Origin of the sequence: Pseudomonas chlororaphis (genome assembly GCF_001921865.1) — a bacterium.
Lineage (GTDB): Bacteria > Pseudomonadota > Gammaproteobacteria > Pseudomonadales > Pseudomonadaceae > Aquipseudomonas > Aquipseudomonas chlororaphis_D.
Window position 1 is genome coordinate 132,122 of sequence record NZ_MSCT01000014.1, and the last position, 18,010, is coordinate 150,131.

The 18,010-nt window shown below is 67.4% G+C and carries 13 protein-coding genes; all 13 read left to right on the forward strand.

The window, feature by feature from the left end; all coding sequences use genetic code 11:
- Nucleotides 1-79 precede the first annotated feature (79 nt).
- The 13 genes from BTN82_RS17195 (at nt 80) to BTN82_RS17255 (ending at nt 17,875) form a co-directional block, all read left to right on the forward strand.
- Entirely contained in the window at nt 80-685 is a 606-nt protein-coding gene (locus tag BTN82_RS17195) for a cysteine dioxygenase (protein WP_075120321.1), read from the forward strand.
- The gene (locus BTN82_RS17200) at nt 682-2,265 is read left to right on the forward strand and encodes a rhodanese-related sulfurtransferase (protein WP_075120322.1); all 1,584 of its coding nucleotides are present in this window, start codon (nt 682-684) and stop codon (nt 2,263-2,265) included. The genes BTN82_RS17195 and BTN82_RS17200 overlap by 4 nt, the downstream gene beginning before the upstream one ends.
- Before the next feature lie 154 nt (nt 2,266-2,419).
- Nucleotides 2,420-3,409 (forward strand): ABC transporter substrate-binding protein, encoded by a 990-nt coding sequence (locus tag BTN82_RS17205; protein WP_075120323.1) that lies wholly within the window; start codon nt 2,420-2,422, stop codon nt 3,407-3,409.
- A 24-nt stretch (nt 3,410-3,433) separates the two neighbouring features.
- Nucleotides 3,434-4,777, forward strand: a complete 1,344-nt coding sequence (locus tag BTN82_RS17210; RefSeq protein WP_075120324.1) for an LLM class flavin-dependent oxidoreductase — start codon at nt 3,434-3,436, stop codon at nt 4,775-4,777.
- Nucleotides 4,774-5,457, forward strand: a complete 684-nt coding sequence (locus tag BTN82_RS17215; protein ID WP_075120325.1) for a peroxiredoxin-like family protein — start codon at nt 4,774-4,776, stop codon at nt 5,455-5,457. The genes BTN82_RS17210 and BTN82_RS17215 overlap by 4 nt, the downstream gene beginning before the upstream one ends.
- A 13-nt stretch (nt 5,458-5,470) precedes the next feature.
- Entirely contained in the window at nt 5,471-6,496 is a 1,026-nt protein-coding gene (locus BTN82_RS17220; protein ID WP_075120326.1) for an ABC transporter substrate-binding protein, read from the forward strand.
- 35 nt (nt 6,497-6,531) lie between these two features.
- A complete protein-coding gene (locus BTN82_RS17225) occupies nt 6,532-7,719 on the forward strand; it encodes an acyl-CoA dehydrogenase family protein (RefSeq protein WP_075120327.1) in 1,188 nt (395 codons plus the stop codon).
- The gene (locus BTN82_RS17230) at nt 7,716-8,675 is read left to right on the forward strand and encodes a D-isomer specific 2-hydroxyacid dehydrogenase family protein (RefSeq protein ID WP_075120328.1); all 960 of its coding nucleotides are present in this window, start codon (nt 7,716-7,718) and stop codon (nt 8,673-8,675) included. The genes BTN82_RS17225 and BTN82_RS17230 overlap by 4 nt, the downstream gene beginning before the upstream one ends.
- Nucleotides 8,676-9,093: 418 nt before the next feature.
- On the forward strand, nt 9,094-11,241 hold the full coding sequence (locus tag BTN82_RS17235) for a TonB-dependent receptor (protein ID WP_075120329.1): 2,148 nt from the start codon (nt 9,094-9,096) through the stop codon (nt 11,239-11,241).
- A 34-nt stretch (nt 11,242-11,275) separates the two neighbouring features.
- Complete coding sequence (locus tag BTN82_RS17240) at nt 11,276-12,850, forward strand: flavin monoamine oxidase family protein (protein ID WP_075120330.1); 1,575 nt, start codon at nt 11,276-11,278, stop codon at nt 12,848-12,850.
- Nucleotides 12,851-12,886: 36 nt separating this feature from the next.
- Nucleotides 12,887-13,390, forward strand: coding sequence for a RidA family protein (locus BTN82_RS17245; protein ID WP_075120331.1), 504 nt, complete (start codon nt 12,887-12,889; stop codon nt 13,388-13,390).
- 29 nt (nt 13,391-13,419) lie between these two features.
- A complete protein-coding gene (locus tag BTN82_RS17250; protein WP_075120332.1) occupies nt 13,420-15,909 on the forward strand; it encodes a TonB-dependent receptor plug domain-containing protein in 2,490 nt (829 codons plus the stop codon).
- Nucleotides 15,910-16,138: 229 nt separating this feature from the next.
- Entirely contained in the window at nt 16,139-17,875 is a 1,737-nt protein-coding gene (locus BTN82_RS17255) for a dipeptidase (RefSeq protein ID WP_075120333.1), read from the forward strand.
- The last annotated feature ends 135 nt before the right edge of the window (nt 17,876-18,010 follow it).

Here is an 18,010-nt window from a genome sequence, read left to right on the forward strand (position 1 = left end):
CATAAAAAAATAGCATATTAAGAAAAATCATTATGCTTAAATCATCAAACCAACTTTTCCCCACGACGATGGAACCGCCATGACCCAGGCCCGACACCCGGAGCGACTCAGAGCCTTCATAGGCGCCCTGGCGGAGTTGCTCGACGGCAACCCCCGCGAAGGCGACCTGCTGCACCGCGGCGGCCAGCTGCTGGCGCAACTGGTCAGCCATGACGACTGGCTGCCCGAGGACTTCGCCCGGCCCGACCCCGAGCGCTACCAGCAATACCTGCTGCACGCCGATTCGCGGCAGCGCTTCAGTGTGGTCAGTTTCGTCTGGGGCCCGGGGCAAAGCACGCCGATCCACGACCACCGGGTCTGGGGGCTGATCGGCATGTTGCGCGGCGCCGAGTATTCCCAGGGTTTCCAGCGCCACGACGATGAGCTGCGCGCCGCCGGCCCGCGGATCGAACTGCGCCCCGGCCAGGTCGAGGCCGTGTCGCCGCGGGTCGGCGATATCCATCAGGTCAGCAATGCCTTCGACGACCGGGTGTCGATCAGCATCCACGTGTACGGCGCCAACATCGGCGCGGTACGCCGCGCGGTGTACCAGGACGACGGCAGCGAAAAACTGTTCATCTCCGGTTATTCCAACGCCTTCCTGCCCAATATCTGGGACCTGTCCAAAGAGAGCCAAGCCCTATGAGCACTGCATCGACCCGCGCCTATACCGAGATCCGCCAGGCGCTGCTGGACCGTGAAGAGCTGGCCCTGGTCGATGTGCGCGAAGAAGCGCCCTTCGCCCAGGGGCATCCGCTGTTCGCCGCCAATATCCCGCTGTCGAAGCTGGAGCTGGAGGTCTATTCGCGGATTCCCCGGCGCGATACCCAGGTCACCGTCTACGACAACGGCGAAGGCCTGGCACAACGCGCGGCGCAGCGCCTGCGCGAGCTGGGCTATACCCGCGTCAGCCTGCTCGAAGGCGGCCTGGAGGGCTGGCGCCGCGCCGGCGGCGAGCTGTTCATCGACGTCAACGTGCCGAGCAAGGCCTTCGGCGAACTGGTGGAAAGCCAGCGCCATACGCCGTCCCTGGCGGCGCAGGAAGTCCAGGCGCTGCTCGCGTCCAAGGCCGATGTGGTGGTGCTCGATGCCCGGCGCTTCGACGAATACCAGACCATGAGCATTCCCACCGGGATCAGCGTGCCGGGGGCGGAGCTGGTGCTGCGCGCCCGCGAGCTGGCGCCGGACCCGACCACGCGGATCGTCGTCAACTGCGCCGGGCGCACCCGCAGCATCATCGGCACCCAGTCGCTGATCAACGCCGGCATCGCCAACCCGGTGGCGGCCCTGCGCAACGGCACCATCGGCTGGACCCTGGCCGGGCAAGCCCTGGAACACGGCCAGTCGCGGCGCTTCGCGCCTGTCGGCGAAGCCAGCCGGCTGATCGCCGCCGTCGACGCCCGCCGGGTGGCCGACAAGGCCCGGGTCGGCCGCGCCAGCCTCGCCGACCTGCAACGCTGGCAACAGGACGCGAGCCGCAGCACCTACCTGTTCGATGTGCGCAGCCCGGAAGAATACGAAGCCGGCCACCTGCCCGCCGCGCGCTCGACCCCCGGCGGCCAGCTGGTGCAGGAAACCGATCACTTCGCCAGCGTGCGCGGCGCGCGCCTGGTGCTGGTGGACGACGACGGCGTGCGCGCCAATATGTCGGCCTCCTGGCTCGCGCAGCTGGGGTGGCAGGTGCACGTCCTCGACGACCTGGCGCCTGGAGATTTCAGCGAACGAGGCCCCTGGCAGGCGCCGGTGCCCGCGCCGCGCCAGGCCGAAGTCATCGACGCCGGGACCCTGGCCGACTGGCTGGAACATGGCGACACCGCGGTGCTGGATTTCACCAGCAGCGCCAACTACGTCAAGCGTCATATTCCGGGGGCCTGGTGGGCCTTGCGCGGGCAACTGGCCGACGCCCTGGCCCAGGTGCCGCCGGCCCAGCGCTACGTGCTGACCTGCGGCAGCAGCCAGCTGGCGCGGCTGGCGGTCGCCGAGGTCGAGGCCCTGACCGGCCAGGCGGTGTTCCTGCTGCACAACGGCACCGCCGGCTGGATCGACGCGCAGCTGCCGCTGGAAACCGGCGAAAGCCGCCTGGCCTCGCCGCGCATCGACCGTTACCGCCGGCCCTACGAGGGCACCGACAACCCCCATGAGGCGATGCAGGCCTACCTGGATTGGGAGTTCGGCCTGGTGGACCAGTTGGCCCGCGACGGCACCCATGGTTTCCAGGTGATTTGAAACCTGGGATCTGAAACCCGGGATCTGAAACCACCGATCTAAAAAAGCTCGCGGGCCCGACCGGCACGCGAGCCACCCGAAGCGACACCCGGACCGACCCCTTTCTCCAGGCGGAGGCACCCCGAAACCACGACACCGCCTGGAGCCTGCCGTCATGCGCCTTACCCTGCCCCGCCACCCGCTGTTGACGCTCTTGCTGAGCCTCGCCGCCACCCTGGCCGTCACCCTGACTGCCGCCGCCCAGGCCGCCGACCTGCAACCGCTGCGGGTGGCCAACCAGAAGTCCACGCTCAAGGTCCTGCTGGAGGTTTCCGGCGAACTCGAGAATGTGCCCTACCCGATCCAGTTCTCCGAATTCCCCGCCGCCGCGCCCCTGGGCGAGGCGCTGAATGCCGGCGCCGTGGATGTCGGCGGCCTGGGCGACGCGCCCTATGTGTTCGCCCTCGGCGCCGGCGCGCCGCTCAAGGTGGTCAGCATCGTGCATGCCCAGGGGCGCTACACCACGGCGATCCTCGCGCCCAGGGAGTCGCCCCTGAACGACGCCCGCGACCTCAAGGGCAAGCGCATCGTCACCACCCGCGGCTCCATCGGCCATTTCCTGGCGATCAAGGCCCTGCGCGAGGTCGGCCTGAGCACCGGTGACGTGCAATTCATCTACCTGCTGCCCAGCGAGTCGCGCCTGCTGCTGGACAACGGCACCGCCGACGCCTGGGCGACCTGGGACCCCTACACCACCATCGCCACCACCCAGAGCCAGGCCAAGGTGCTGGTCAGCGGCGACCACCTGCTGAGCAACCACCTGTACCTGGCCGCCACCCGCCAGGCCATCACCGAGAAACGCGCGCAGCTCGACGACTTCGTCGCCCGCATCGACCGCGCCTACCGCTGGACCAACGCCCACCCCGAGGCATACGCCGCGGCCCTGGCACGGGTCACCGGCCTGCCGCTGGAGGTGCACCTGGCAGTGGCCAGGGCCACGCACATCGAGCCGGTGGCCATCGACGACCGGGTCATCGCCGGCCTGCAGGCCACCGCGGACATCTACCGCGAGGAAGGCCTGCTCGGCAAAGCCATCGACGTTTCCAGCGGCTTCGACAAGAGCTTCAACGCCCCACGCGCACAACTCGGCCAGGCATCGCGCTGAGCCCACGGACCCAGGAGCACCACCATGAGCAAGCAACGTCAACTGAAACTCGGCGCGATGGTCCACGGCGTCGGCCACGGCTGGGGCGAATGGCGCCACCCGCAGGCCCTGGCCAACGCCAGCGTGAACTTCAGCTTCTATCAACAGCAGACGCAGCTGGCCGAGGCGGCGAAATTCGACTTCGTGTTCATCGCCGACAGCCTGCACATCCACGAGAAATCCAGCCCGCACTACCTCAACCGCTTCGAGCCGCTGACCATTCTCTCGGCGCTGGCCGCCACCACCCGGCATATCGGCCTGGTGGCCACCGTCACCGTCAGCTACACCGAGCCGTTCCAGGTGGCCCGCCAGTTCGCCTCGCTGGACCACATCAGCGGCGGCCGCGCCGGCTGGAACGTGGTGACCTCCTGGCTCAGCGGCACCGCCGCCAACTTCGGCAAGGCCGAACACCCGCCCCACGCCGTGCGCTACCGCATCGCCCAGGAGCATGTGGCGGTGGTCAAGGGCCTGTGGGATTCCTGGGAAGACGACGCCTTCGCCTACGACAAGCAGAGCGGCGAATTCTTCACCCCCGGCAAGCTGCATGCCCTGGACCACCAGGGCGAGTTCTTCGCGGTCAAGGGCCCGCTCAACATCGCCCGCTCGCGCCAGGGCCAGCCGGTGATCTTCCAGGCCGGCACCTCCGAGGACGGGCGCAACTTCGCCGCCGCCAACGCCGACGCGATCTTCGTCAGCCCCGAGCATGTCGAGGAAGCCCAGGCCTACTACCAGGACCTCAAGCGCCGCGCCAAGGGCGCGGGTCGCGACGCCGACGCGCTGTCGATCCTGCCCGGCATCCGGCCCATCGTCGGGCGCGATGCCGCCGAGGTCGAGGAGCGCTACCGGCAGGCCGTGGCGCTGGTGAGCATCGAGGACGCGATCGTCGCCCTCGGCCGGCCGTTCAACGACCACGACTTCAGCCAGTACCCGCTGGACGCGCCCTTCCCCGACCTGGGCGACCTGGGGGCCAACAGCCAGAAAGGCGGCTCGGAGCGGATCAAGCAACTGGCCCGGGACGAAGGCCTGACCCTGCGCGAAGTGGCCCTGCGCTTCTCGCGGCCGCGACGGGACTTCGTCGGCACCCCCGAGCAGGTGGCCGACGCGCTCCAGCAATGGTTCGAGGCCGGCGCGGCCGACGGCTTCATCATCAATTCGCTGCTGCCGGACGGCCTGCAGTACTTCACCGAACTGGTGGTGCCGGTGCTGCAACGACGCGGTGTGTTCCGCCGCGAATACAACGGCCAGACCCTGCGCGACCACCTCGGCCTGGACGTGCCGGCCAACCGCTACGCGCCCACGTCGCCGACCGACAGCGAGGCCGTGGCATGAGCGAATCCCTCAACCGCCAACTGGCTGAGCTGCACGCGCAGCGCCTGGCCACCTGGGAGCCGGCGGCCCTGCAAGTCAATATCGACCAGCGCCAGCGCCTGCTGGACGAGGCCCGGGAGGCCAGCTTCGTCAAGGCCGGCGACCTGATCGCGCCGTTCAACCTGCTCAAGGTCGAAGGCGGCAGCCTGAGCCGCGACGAGTTGTTGGCCAACGGGCCGGCGGTGCTGATCTTCTTCCGCTTCGCCGGCTGCCCGGCCTGCAATATCGCCCTGCCCTATTACCAGCGGCGGCTGTACCCACGGTTGCAGGCGCTGGGGGTGCCGCTGGTGGCGGTCAGCCCGCAGGTGCCCGAACGCCTGGTCGAGATCAAGACCCGCCACGACCTGCAACTGCAAGTGGCCAGCGACCCGGACAACCGCCTCGGCGGGCACCTGGGCATCCTCTACCGCTTCGACGAGGCCTCGCGCCGGGCCGCCCTGGCCAAGGGCAGCCCCATCGGCGACGTCACCGGCACCGGCACCTGGGAATTGCCCCAGCCGACCGTGCTGGTGATCGCCCGGGACGCCAGCGTGCACTTCGCCGAGGTCAGCCCGGACTGGCTGGTGCGCACCGAAGCCGACCCGGTGCTGCGCGCCGTCGAACATCTGCTCGGGCGCGTCCCGGTGCAACTCGCCATCTGACCAGGGCCCGACCATGAGCAAATTCATCACCCGCCAGCCGTTCAACCGCCGCGAATTTCTCGCCGCCGGCTCCCTTGCCCTCGGCGCCCTGGGCTTGTCATCACTGGGGCTGGCATCGCTGGGCTTGCCAGGGCGCGCCTTCGCCGCGGCCAGCAAGCTCTCGGAGCTGACCCTGGGAGTCGCCACCTACCGCGGCCAGGACTCCTACTTCGTCGACGACGCCGGCACCGCCGACACGCCCTACAAGGTCGAATACGCCGAGTTCGCCGGCGGCAACCTGATCGTCGAAGCGCTGGCCTCGGGCAGCCTGGACGTCGGCGGGATGAGCGAGATCCCGCCGATCTTCTCGATCCAGAGCCATCGCCAGCCGCGCCTGATCGCGGTGTTGCAGGGCGACGTGAACAATCAGGTGTTCCTGATCCCCAAGGACTCGCCAATCGAGTCGGTCGGCCAGTTGCGCGGCAAGCGGGTCGGCTACGTGCGCTCCACCACCTCGCACTATTTCCTGATCAAGGCCTTGAAGGAACAGGGCCTGACCCTGAACGACATCACTGCCGTGGCGCTCACCCCGCAGGACGGTTTCAGCGCCTTCCAGAGCGGCCAGCTCGACGCCTGGGTGATCTACGGGGTGTTCATCCAGCTGGCGAAATTCCGCAGCGGCGCCCGGGTGCTGAAGACCGCCCTGGGCTACCTGTCCGGCAACTACCTGATCGCCGCGCGCCCGGCGGCCCTCGACGAGCCGCTGCGCCGCCAGGCGATCCAGGACTACATCCAGCGCCAGGCGCGGACCCTGGACTGGATCAACGACAACCCCGAGCCCTGGGCGGCCAAGTCGGCACAGTTGCTGGGCGTCGACAAGGCAGTGTTCCTCGACATGTATAACAACCGCAGCCAGCCCTCGCGGATCATCGCGGTCAACGACCAGGCCATCGCCTCGCAGCAGGAAGTCGCCGACCTGTTCTTCGACGCCGGCGTGCTCAGCGAACGCCTCGACGTCAGCCCGCTGTGGGACAAGAGCTTCCACCTGTTGCCGTCATGAACCGCCTCCCAGCCTCCCGACCGAGTGAACGCACCATGAGTCTTCCTTCGCCTCACACGCCCTTGCTGCAATCGGTGGAAGCCGCCGGCTTCGACGCCCTGCTCGAACGCCTCGGCCAACAGCTGGCGGCCACGGCGCACCTGTACGACGCAAGCGGCGCCTTCCCCCACGACAACTTCCGCCTGCTGCACGAGCACGGCCTGCTGGCGCTGACCGTGCCCAAGGCCTTGGGCGGCGGCGGCGCCAACCTGGCCCAGGCGCGCCAGGCGATCGCCGCGGTGGCCAAGGGCGAACCCTCCACGGCGCTGATCCTGGTGATGCAGTACCTGCAGCACGCACGCCTGCAAGACAACAAGAACTGGCCAGAGGCCCTGCGCCTGCGGGTGGCCGCGGACGCGGTGCGCGACGGCGCGCTGATCAACGCCCTGCGGGTCGAGCCGGACCTCGGCACCCCGGCCCGCGGCGGCCTGCCGGCGACCGTGGCGCGGCGCACCGCCGCCGGCTGGCGCATCAGCGGGCGCAAGATCTACTCCACCGGCAGCCACGGCCTGAGCTGGTTCAGCGTCTGGGCCCGCAGCACCGACGAGGACCCGCTGGTGGGCGCCTGGCTGGTGCACAAGGACACCCCCGGGATTCGCATCGTCGAGGACTGGGACCACCTGGGCATGCGCGCTACGTGCAGCCACGAGGTGCAGTTCGACAACGTGCTGGTGCCGCTGGACCACGCGGTCAGCGTCAGCCCCTGGAGCGCGCCGCAAGCGGAACTCGACGGCGACGGTTTCCTGTGGATGGCGGTGCTGCTGTCGGCGGTTTACGACGGGGTCGCCCAGGCCGCGCGGGACTGGCTGGTGGGCTGGCTGGAGACGCGCAAGCCGTCCAACCTCGGCGCGGCGCTGTCGACCCTGCCGCGCTTCCAGGAAACCGTCGGCCAGATCGACACCCTGCTGTTCGCCAACCGCAGCCTGCTGGATGCCGCCGCCGAAGGCCGCACCCACGCCAGCCACGCCGCGCAGTTGAAATACCTGGTCACCGACAACGCCATTCGCGCCGTCGAGCTGGCCATCGAGGCCAGCGGCAACCCCGGCCTGTCGCGCCATAACCCGTTGCAGCGGCATTACCGCGACGTGCTTTGCAGCCGCGTGCACACCCCCCAGAACGATGCCGTGCTGCAAGGCGTCGGCAAAGCCGTCTTCGCCCAGCGCCAGCCAAAGGAACGCCCATGAACCCGATCGTCATCGCCAGCCAGCTGGACCCGGATTTCAACGACGCGGTGCGCCAGCGCCTCGCCCTGACCCACCCCACGGCGCAACTGATCGACGTGCCGGCCGGGGTGCCCAGCGACCTGCCGGCCGAGGTCGGCATTCTCCTCGCCCGGCCGATCAACGTGCGCGGCTACGTGGCGCCGGACACCCCGCCGCCGGGCTGGCCCTATGGCCTGCGATGGGTGCACCTGGTGTCGTCGGGCATCGACTTCTACCCGCGCTGGCTGTTCGACGGCCCGCCGGTGAGCACCTCGCGCGGCAGCGCCGCGGAGAACATCGCCGAGTTCGCCCTGGCCTCGATCTTCGCCGCGGCCAAGCGCCTGCCCGAGATCTGGGTGCACGACGGGCAATGGCAGTACAGCGCCCTGGCCCCGCTCAAGGGCAGCACCCTGGGGCTGTTCGGCTTCGGCGCGATCGGCCGTAGCCTGGCGGCCAAGGCCCGGGCGCTGGGGCTCAACGTGCTGGCGCTGCGCCAGAGTTCGACGCCGTTCGAGGTCGAAGGCGTCGAGGCCGCGCGGGATATCCACGCGCTGTTCGGCCGTTCCGATCACCTGGTGCTGGCGGCGCCGCTGACCGAAGCCACCCGCGCCATCGTCGACCGCGCCGTGCTGGCCAGCGCCAAGCCCGGCCTGCACCTGATCAACATCGCCCGCGGCGGCCTGCTGGACCACGTCGCCCTGCTCGAAGCCCTGGAGAACGGCCGCGTCGGCCTGGCCTCGCTGGACGTCACCGAGCCCGAGCCGCTGCCGGCGGGCCATCCGCTGTACACCCACCCCCGGGTGCATTTGTCGCCGCATACCTCGGCGATCTCCACCCGCAGCGGGGAGGAGATCGCCGAGAGCTTCCTGGCCAACCTCGAACGCTTTCTCGGCGGTCGGCCGCTGGAGAATCCGGCGAACCTCACGCGCGGTTATTAAGTAGCGCCAGACGCTTCACCGCCATCGCGAGCCAGCTCGCTCCTACAGGTCTTACGTAGCCTGCAGGAGCGAGCTGGCTCGCGATTGCGTTTCCGAACCCTAAAAATAAACATCAGAAATACGCATCTATTTCTTTTTTTAAATTACATATTTTTATAATTAACTTATAACTATTCAGACTTTTACAGCGCGTATTTATACAAATACTGTTACACCCAGCACCGACCACCCGACCAGGTGGAGGCCCACGGAACTGCATTTTTTCCGGCCGACACCACTCCACGGTCAACCGTTGCACCCGAACCTGAAACCGGCCCCAGGCCCTCCGCCGCCATGGCTTTACCGCCCTGGCCCCGGCCGCTCTGCGCCGAAAAAAACATAACGACGCCAACGCCGTACCTACACCGGGGTTTTCACCATGCACACCTTCACCCAAAACCGCCTGACGCTGGCCGTGTCCCTGAGCGCGGGCTTATCGCTGAACCTGGCCGGCGTGCCGGCGCTCGCCGAGGAGGCCGGCAAAGACGGCGCCCTGCCGGTGGTCACCGTCACCGCCGAACACCGCAGCGAGGACTTGCAGAAAGCCCCGCTGGCGATCTCCGCGTTCGACGAAAAGGCCCTGGAAGACAAGCAGATCAAGAGCATCCGCGACCTCTCGGGGCAGGTGCCGAACCTGACCCTGAGCCGCCAGTCGATCTCCTACAGCGCGCAGACCTACGGCATCCGCGGCATCGGCGAAACCGACCCGATCCAGGAAGCGGCGGTGGCGGTCTACGCCGACGACCTGTACATCCCGCGGGCCATTTCCTCGATGCTCGACTTCAACGACGTCGAGCGCGTCGAGGTGCTGCGCGGGCCCCAGGGCACCCTCTACGGACGCAACAGCAGCGCCGGCGCGATCCGTGTGATCACCCGCGACCCGACCCAGGAAACCCGCGGTTTCATCGAGCTCGGCGCCGGCAACTACGACGCCCGCAACGGCCGCCTGCTGATCAGCGGCCCGCTGGTGGACAACACCCTGTTCGGCAGCTTTTCGGCGATCCGCCTGAGCCGCGACGGCACCGTCTCCAACCCGACCCGCGGCAAGGACGTGAACAACGTCGATATCCAGTCGTACCGCGGCAAGCTGCGCTACAAGCCCGAGGACTCGCCCTGGGACGTGCAACTGACCCTGGCCGGCACCTTCGACCGCGGCGACACCACCAGCTACACGCCGTTCGACGCCAACGGCCGCTTCGACAAGTTCAAGAGCTACAGCAGCCTCGCCCCGAAGAACCGCCTCGACCAGGGCAGCTCGGTGCTGCGGGCGATCTACGCCATCGACGAGCACCTGAGCTTCAAGTCGGTGACCGCCTATTCGGCCTTCGACCAGCCCGTGGACTACGACAACTCCGGGCAGGCGGCGCTGATCCAGAACAACCTGATCACCTACAAGCAGGACTACGCCACCCAGGAGTTGCAGCTCAACGGCGACTACGACGACTTCAGCTTCAGCACCGGCCTGTACCTGTACCGCGAGAAGTTCGAGGCCGACCGCGACAACCTCACCTACTCCGTCGCCCGCAACCGGGTGATCGGCCAGGGCCAGTACAGCACCACCCACACCGAGAGCTACGCGCTGTACGGCCAGGGCAGCTACAAGCTGACCCCGCAACTGGCGCTGATCGCCGGGCTGCGCTTTACCCGCGAGCACAAGAATTTCGACTACGACAACGCCGCGATCACCCCTGAGCGGCAGGTCATCGGGAGCAATTTCAGCGCCGACTCGAGCAAGTCCTGGCAGTCCACCAGCCCCAAGCTCGGCTTCGAATACGCCTGGACCCCGCACCTGAACCAGTACGCCTACGTGGCCAAGGGCTTCAAGGCCGGCGGCTACGACAATCGCGCGCCGACCCGCGCCGCCGCCGAGCAGGCGTTCTCCCCGGAAGACGTGACCACCTGGGAAACCGGCTTCAAGGGTGACTTCCTCGACCGCCGCCTGCGCGCCAACCTGGCGCTGTTCTACAACGACTACAAGGACCTGCAGACCAACGCCTACGACCCGGCCCTGGGCGTCAGCCTGCGCACCAACGTCGGCCGGGCGCACACCTACGGCGTCGAACTGGAAACCCTCAGCGCCCTGACGCCGGACCTGCAACTGACCTTCAACCTCGGTTACCTGCAAAGCCAGTACGACGACTTCGAGAACGCCAGCGGCGCCGGGGTCGACGCCAACGGCAAGCAACTGGTGTTCTCGCCGCGCTGGAACACCAGCGTCGGCCTCGACTACACCCTCCCCGTCGGCCTGCCCGGCACTTGGCTGGCGGGCACCGACGCGCAGTTCCAGACCAAGTCCTACGCCAACGCGCTGAACGACGACATCCAGGAAATCCCCGCCCAGACCTTCTGGAACGCCAACACCCGCTACCTCTCCGCCGACGGCCACTGGACCACCACCCTGGCGGTGAAAAACCTGCTCGACCGCGCCTACCCGCAATCGGTCGGCTACGTGCCGTCCAGCGGCGCCCGCTACTACGCCGTCAACGACCCGCGAACCCTGTTGCTGACCGTGCGCTACGACCTCTGACCCCCATACAGGCAACTATGCCAAGGAGCACCTCATGGCTTTTACCCGCAGGCAACTGATCTCCCGAATCGCCGCCGTCGGTGGCTATTCCGCCGCCGTCGGCGCCCTCGACGCCCTCGGTCTTGCCCCCAAGGCCCTGGCCGCCAGCTTCGAGCCGTTGCAGCTGGGCAGCAGCGGCACAGGCAAACATGTGGTGGTGGTCGGCGCCGGCATTTCCGGGCTGGTCAGCGCCTATGAACTGCGCAAGGCCGGCTTTACCGTGACCATCCTGGAAGCCCGCGAACGGGTCGGCGGCCGCAACTGGACCCTGCGCCGCGGCAGCAAGATCGATTTCGACGACGGCGTCAGCCAGACCGTGGACTTCGACGACGGGCAGTTCTTCAACGCCGGCCCGGCGCGCATTCCCAGCCATCACCAGACCCTGCTCGGCTACTGCCGCGAGCTGGGGGTCGAGCTGCAAGTGCTGGTCAACAGCAGCCGCAACGCTCTGGCCCTGCCTGACGCCCGGCAACCGGCGTTCCAGTTGCGCCAGGCGGTCAACGACACCCGCGGCCAGCTCTCGGAACTGCTGGCGCGCACCGTCAGCCGCAAGGCCCTGGACCAGGACCTGAGCGCCGACGACCGCCAGGCGTTGCTGAACTTCCTCAAGGTCTACGGCGACCTCAACGCCGACTTCAAATACAAGGGCTCGGTGCGCTCGGGCTACACCCGCATTCCCGGCGCGGGCGACCAGACCGGCATCACCCGCGACCCGCTGTCGTTGCAGACCCTGCTCAACCCCAAGCTCTGGGCGGCTTTGGTGTTCGACGAGATCCCCGAGTTCTCCACCACCATGTTCCAACCGGTGGGCGGCATGGACCGCATCCCCCTGGCGTTCTACGAAAAACTCAAGGACGCGGTGCGTTTCCACGCCGAAGTCAGTGATATCCAGACCTCCGAGCAGGGCAGCCGCATCACCTACAAGGACCGCCAGACCGGCAAGACCCAGACCCTGAGCGCCGACTACGCCATCGTCACCGTGCCCCTGCCGCTGCTGGCGCGGCTGCCGAACAACTTCAGCGCGCCGTTCAAGCAGGCGATCCTCAGCGCCCAGAGCGACCTGGCGAACAAGGTGGCGTGGCAGTCGCCGCGCTTCTGGGAAACCGACTTCAACATCTACGGCGGGCTTTCCTACCTGGACCATGAGGTCAAGGGCCTGTGGTACCCCAGCGACCGCCTGAACAGCGCCCAGGGCATCCTGGTCGCCGCCTACAACATCGCCGAGACCGCCCAGGCCTTCTGCCAGAAACCCCTGGCCGAGCAGTTCGCCTCCTCGCGCCAGGCGGTCGAGCTGCTGCACCCCGGGCACAGCGCCAAGCTGCAAAAACCGGTGGCGATCAACTGGTCCAAGGTGCCCTTCAGCAAGGGTCCGTGGATCGTCAACGACGAGGTCGGCGAGCCCGCCTACCAGGTGCTCAACCAGCCTCAAGGCCGCACCTACCTGGCCAGCGACGCCCTGGCCCACGGCGGCGTCGGCATCTGGCAGAACAGCGCCGCCGATTCGGCGCGGCGCATCGTCGGCCTGATCGGCCGCCACGCCGAACGCCAGCACGCGGGCGTCGCCGCCTGAGTGCCGGCATTTTTCCCTACCCAGAAGGATCGACCGATGAAAACCAACGCACTGCTCATAGGACTGCTCATGACCGCCACCCTGCTCACCGGCGCCGCCCAGGCCGACGACATCAAGCGCATCGCCCTGCCCAACTCCGACTTCCCGATCTCCCTGGCGGTGGCGGTGCCGGCGCAGACCGAGCTGCTGTTCGTCAGCGGCCTGCTCGCCGACCTGCACGACCCGCAAGCGCCGAAGGACTCGTTCGCCGCCTACGGCGACACCGCGACCCAGACCACCTCCATCCTCAACAAGCTCAAGGGCGTGCTGCGCAGCCAGGGCCTGGACCTGGGCGACGTGATCCAGTTGCGGGTGTTCCTGGTGGGCGACCCGGCCAAGGGCGGCAAGCTGGATTTCGCCGGGCTGCAACAGGGCTACACGCCGTTCTTCGGCAGCGCCGAACAACCGCACAAACCGGCGCGCACCGCGGTGCAAGTGGTCGCCTTGCCGCTGCCCGGCGGTCTGGTGGAAATCGAAGCCATCGCCGCTCGTAAAAAGTAACGCCCGCCGCCCTTCAGGAGCCTGCCCCCATGCCCAACCGCCCAAGACGCCCTGCCGCGCCTGCCTATCGCCCGTTATTGCTGCCGCTGTCGATCGCCTGCGGCCTGGCCTCGCTCAACCTGCACGCCGCCGACGGCGCCGCGCCGACCCTCGACACGGTGGTGGTCACCGGCAACCGCGGCACCGCCGAACGCACCGTGACCACCAGCCCGACGCCGATCGACGTGGTCACCGGCGAGCAACTGCGCGCGGTGGGCAAACCCAGCCTGCTGGAAGCGCTGAGCAAGTTCATTCCTTCGTTCAACCTGCCCGACCGCGCCGGCTGGGACGCCAGCGGCGTGGTGCGCTCGGCCACCTTGCGCGGCCTCACCGCCTCCCATGTGTTGGTGCTGGTCAACGGCAAGCGCCGGCACACCAGCGCCACCCTGAACATCAACGGCATCAACAGCGGCGCGGCGCCCAGCGACCTCGACCTGATCCCCGTGGCGTCCATCGACCACATCGAGGTGCTGCGCGACGGCGCGGCGGCGCAGTACGGCTCGGACGCGATTTCCGGGGTGATCAACATCATCCTCAAGCAGACCACCGGCGGCAGCTCCGACACCACCCTAGGCCAGGGCTACGACGGCAAGCGCGGCACCGCCCAGGAGGCGCTCAACTATGGCTTCCAGGTCGGCGAAGCGGGCGTGCTCAATCTCTCCCTCGACACCCGCTACCAGGAACGCGACAACAAGGCCGGCAGCAACGGCTACGCCAACCACTACTACCCCCAGGCCGACGGTTCGCCCGACCCGCGCGAGGCCGGCGCCAGCCACCACACCTACAAGGGCTACGGCCTGCCGCGCAGCCAACTGGCCGACGCCGGCTACAACCTCGACCTGCCGCTGGGCGACAACCTGACCCTGTATTCGTTCTCCACCCTGGCCACCCGGGAAAACAACGACGGCCAGAACTTCCGCCTGCCCAACGGGCGCAACACCATCACCACCGGCCCCAACGGCTACCCCGACGGCTACAGCCCCTACTGGCTGATCAACGAAACCGACTTCCAGTCGGCGTTCGGCGCCAAGGGCAGCGACCTCGCCGGTTGGGCCTGGGACCTGAGCAGCACCTACGGGCGCAACTACGCCAAGCAGCGCACCTACGACAACCAGAACCCGTCGCTGGGGGAAAACACCCCGAACAAATTCACCTCGGGCATCTACATCGCCGACCAGTTGACCAGCAACCTGGACCTGAAAAACAGCTACGACATCGGCCTGGCCAAGCCCCTGGACGTGGCCTTCGGCTTCGAGCACCGGCGCGAAAGCTACGAGACCCGCGCCGGCTCCGAAGCCTCCTACATCGACGGCGGCTATGTGTTTCCCGCCGGCCACCCGCGCGCCGGGCAACGCCCCGACCCGGGCGCCCAGGTCACCAATGGCATCAGCCCCGAGGACGAACAGAAGATCAGCCGCAACAGCGTCGCCAGCTACGTCGACCTGGGTTTCTACCCGGTGGAACAGTGGTACGTCGGCGTCGCCGCGCGCTACGAGCATTACAACGAAGGCGTCGGCGCCACCCGCAGCGGCAAGCTCAGTACGCGCTACGCATTCAACCCGGTGTTCGCCCTGCGCGGCACCATCAGCAACGGCTTTCGCGCGCCGTCCCTGGCCAACCAGATCTTCACCGCGCGCTCCACCGGTTTCGACACCATCAACGGTGTCTACCAGTCGTATAACTACGTGATCCTGCCGGTGGACTCGGCCGGCGCCCAGGCCCTGGGCGCGCAGTCATTGAAGCCGGAGCGCTCGACCAACTTCAGCCTGGGCTTCGCCCTGACCCCCAGCGACGACCTGAGCCTGACCGTGGATGGCTACGTGATCAACCTGCGTGACCGCCTGGTGCTCAGCGAACGCTTCCAGGGGCCGGGCGTCGCCGCCCTGCTCGACAGCATCGGCGTACCGGCCACCGCCGGCGCGCAGTACTTCACCAACGGCGCCAACACCCGCACCTCGGGCGTCGACGTGGTGGGCAACTACCGGCAGGACCTGGAGCGCTACGGTTCGGTGAAATGGACCGCGGCGCTGAACTACAACCACACGCAGATCCTCAGCGTCAGCGACACCCCGGCGCAATTGAGCGCCCTGGGCAGCGGCTTCCAGTTGCTGGGGCGACAGTCTCGGGCGCTGATCACCAAGACCTCGCCGAGCAGCAAGATGATTTTCTCCGCCGACTGGGCGATCCATGACTTCGACGTCAACCTGCGGCTGACCCGCTATGGCACCTACACCGAGGTCAACAGCTCCAGCGACCCGAGCCTGGACCGCGAGTATTCGGCCAAGTGGATCACCGACCTGGACGTGGCCTACGCCTTCGACAAACAGCTGACGGTGGCCGTGGGCGCGCAGAACCTGTTCGACAAGTACCCCGACCACATCGGCGTCAGCAACTCCTCGTTCGGCGACAACTGGGGCAGCTATTCGCCCTTCGGCTTCACCGGCGGCTACTACTACACCCGCCTGCAATACGCGTTCTGACGGCCACCGCGTTGCCCCCCGCCCTGCGAACAGGACAGGGGGCGGAACCCGGGCGCAGACATGGCACCGGGCCACGCCAGGACTTTTGCGTTTGTGCGCCGCTTTTGCCGTTCTGTGCGACAGATCCCACTTCGGGGGCTCCCGTCGGCCGCCCTCGTGGTGTTAGCTTGGGAAGGTTTCTGCCTGATCGTTCAGACACTTCTTACTCTCTTGCAAGGAATGCCCCGTAATGGATTTCTCCCTCAAGCACCTGGCCGCGGCCACCCTGATGCTGGCCAGCCTGTCAGCCTTCACCAGCGCCCACGCCAACATCACCCCGCAACAGAGCGCGGCCATCCTCAAGGACTTCAACGAAGCCTCGGTCACCGATTTCCGCCAGTTCCTCGGCACCCTGGCCAAGAGCGACGTGGCCAAGAGCGCCAACCTCGGCCCGGCCATCGCCGCCTTTGTCGACAACAAGACGCTGACCGCCGAGCAGCAGAACGAAATCCATCGCCTGCTGGGCCTGTATGCCCGGGTGAAATACGGCAAGGCCGCGACCCAGACCCTGATCGAGCTGGTGGCCATCCCCACCGTCCGTGTCGACGGCGTGCCGCAGCACGAGAACCCCGAGTTCCTGAAGATCGCCGACAAGATCAAGGACCTGGCCAAGGCCTTCGACCTGACCTTCCGCAACGTCGACAACCGCGTCTATGAAATCTCCCTGCAAGGCAGCGGCGACGAAGTGGTGGGCATCCACGCCCACGCCGACGTGGTGCCCGTGACCCCGGAAAACTGGGTGTTGCCGGACGGCACCAAGCTCGACCCGTTCAAGGTCACCCTGGTGGGCGATCGCATGTACGGCCGCGGCACCGAGGACGACAAGAACGGCATCGTGGTCGCGCTCTACGCGATGAAGATCATCAAGGAAGAAAAACTGCCCCTGGCGCGCAACTTCAAGCTGCTGGTGGACACCACCGAGGAAACCAGCGGCGACGCCATCCCCTACTACTTCGAGCGCAACCCGACGCCCAACTACAACCTGGCGCTGGACGGCGGCTACCCGGTGGTGATCGCCGAGAAAGGCTACGGCACGGTCATGGCCACCTTCCCCCGGCGCGCGGCCGAAGGCAAAGGCGCCGAGATCGTCTCGATGACCGGCGGCCTGGCGACCAACCAGATCCCCGGCGCATCGGTCGCCACCCTGCTGACCGACAAGCCCGCGGAACTGGCCGCCAGCCTGCAAAAAGCCGGCGCCGAATACGCCAAGGCCCATGGCGGCGACTTCAGCGTCGCGGCCAAGGTCGACGGCAAGGACGTCAAGCTGACCGTCACCGGCGTCTCCGCCCACTCCTCCGAACCCGAGTCGGGGGTCAACCCGGTGGCGCGCATGCTCGACTTCGTCAACGGCCTGAACGGCAAGGTCGCGTTCAAGCACAACCAGATCACCGACGCCGCGCGGTATGCCGCCGACAACTGGGGCCTGGACTACCTGGGCAACAAACTGGGGGTGGGTTTCGCCGATCCCTTCATGGGCCCGCTGACCACCTCCCTGACCTATGTCGCGCAGGACGACAAGGCCTTCCAGCTGGCGGTCAACCTGCGGGTGCCGAAGGGCAAGACCCCGGACGTGCTGAAGAAGGAAATCGCCGACAAGCTCGCCGTCTGGAGCAAGAAGAGCCATGTCGCGGTGAACTTCGACTACAAGATCGCCGAGCCGATGTACCGCAACCCTGAAGGCGAATGGGTCAAGGCGCTGCTGGCGGTGGCCAGCGAAAACCTCGGCATGGAGCACAAGTTCGGCACCTCCGCCGGCGCCACCTCGGTGCATGAATTGCCCAACGGCGTGCAATTCGGCCTGGCCCGTCCCGAGGTCAAGTACACCGGCCACACCGACAACGAGTTCAAGACCACCGAGCAGTTCCAGCTGGACCTGCAGATCGTCACCGAAATGATCGGCCGCATCGGCCAGTTGCCGAAACTCTGAGCCCCGCCGGACCCGCCGCCCTGGCGGGTCCTTGCGTAAAAAAACCACATCGATCCAGGTCGAGCCGGCACGGGCGACCTGCGACTCCCTCGTCGGACCGCCACGCGCGCTCCCGACACCGGTAGGAATAGGCAA

Excerpts from the sequence above, each read along its gene's own strand:
- BTN82_RS17240 (WP_075120330.1), top strand. The coding sequence starts at position 11,276 with ATGGCTTTTACCCGCAGGCAACTGATCTCCCGAATCGCCGCCGTCGGT.
- BTN82_RS17205 (WP_075120323.1), top strand. The coding sequence starts at position 2,420 with ATGCGCCTTACCCTGCCCCGCCACCCGCTGTTGACGCTCTTGCTGAGC.
- BTN82_RS17210 (WP_075120324.1), top strand. The coding sequence starts at position 3,434 with ATGAGCAAGCAACGTCAACTGAAACTCGGCGCGATGGTCCACGGCGTC.
- BTN82_RS17250 (WP_075120332.1), top strand. The coding sequence starts at position 13,420 with ATGCCCAACCGCCCAAGACGCCCTGCCGCGCCTGCCTATCGCCCGTTA.
- BTN82_RS17245 (WP_075120331.1), top strand. The coding sequence starts at position 12,887 with ATGAAAACCAACGCACTGCTCATAGGACTGCTCATGACCGCCACCCTG.
- BTN82_RS17215 (WP_075120325.1), top strand. The coding sequence starts at position 4,774 with ATGAGCGAATCCCTCAACCGCCAACTGGCTGAGCTGCACGCGCAGCGC.
- BTN82_RS17195 (WP_075120321.1), top strand. The coding sequence starts at position 80 with ATGACCCAGGCCCGACACCCGGAGCGACTCAGAGCCTTCATAGGCGCC.
- BTN82_RS17200 (WP_075120322.1), top strand. The coding sequence starts at position 682 with ATGAGCACTGCATCGACCCGCGCCTATACCGAGATCCGCCAGGCGCTG.
- BTN82_RS17220 (WP_075120326.1), top strand. The coding sequence starts at position 5,471 with ATGAGCAAATTCATCACCCGCCAGCCGTTCAACCGCCGCGAATTTCTC.
- BTN82_RS17255 (WP_075120333.1), top strand. The coding sequence starts at position 16,139 with ATGGATTTCTCCCTCAAGCACCTGGCCGCGGCCACCCTGATGCTGGCC.
- BTN82_RS17235 (WP_075120329.1), top strand. The coding sequence starts at position 9,094 with ATGCACACCTTCACCCAAAACCGCCTGACGCTGGCCGTGTCCCTGAGC.
- BTN82_RS17225 (WP_075120327.1), top strand. The coding sequence starts at position 6,532 with ATGAGTCTTCCTTCGCCTCACACGCCCTTGCTGCAATCGGTGGAAGCC.
- BTN82_RS17230 (WP_075120328.1), top strand. The coding sequence starts at position 7,716 with ATGAACCCGATCGTCATCGCCAGCCAGCTGGACCCGGATTTCAACGAC.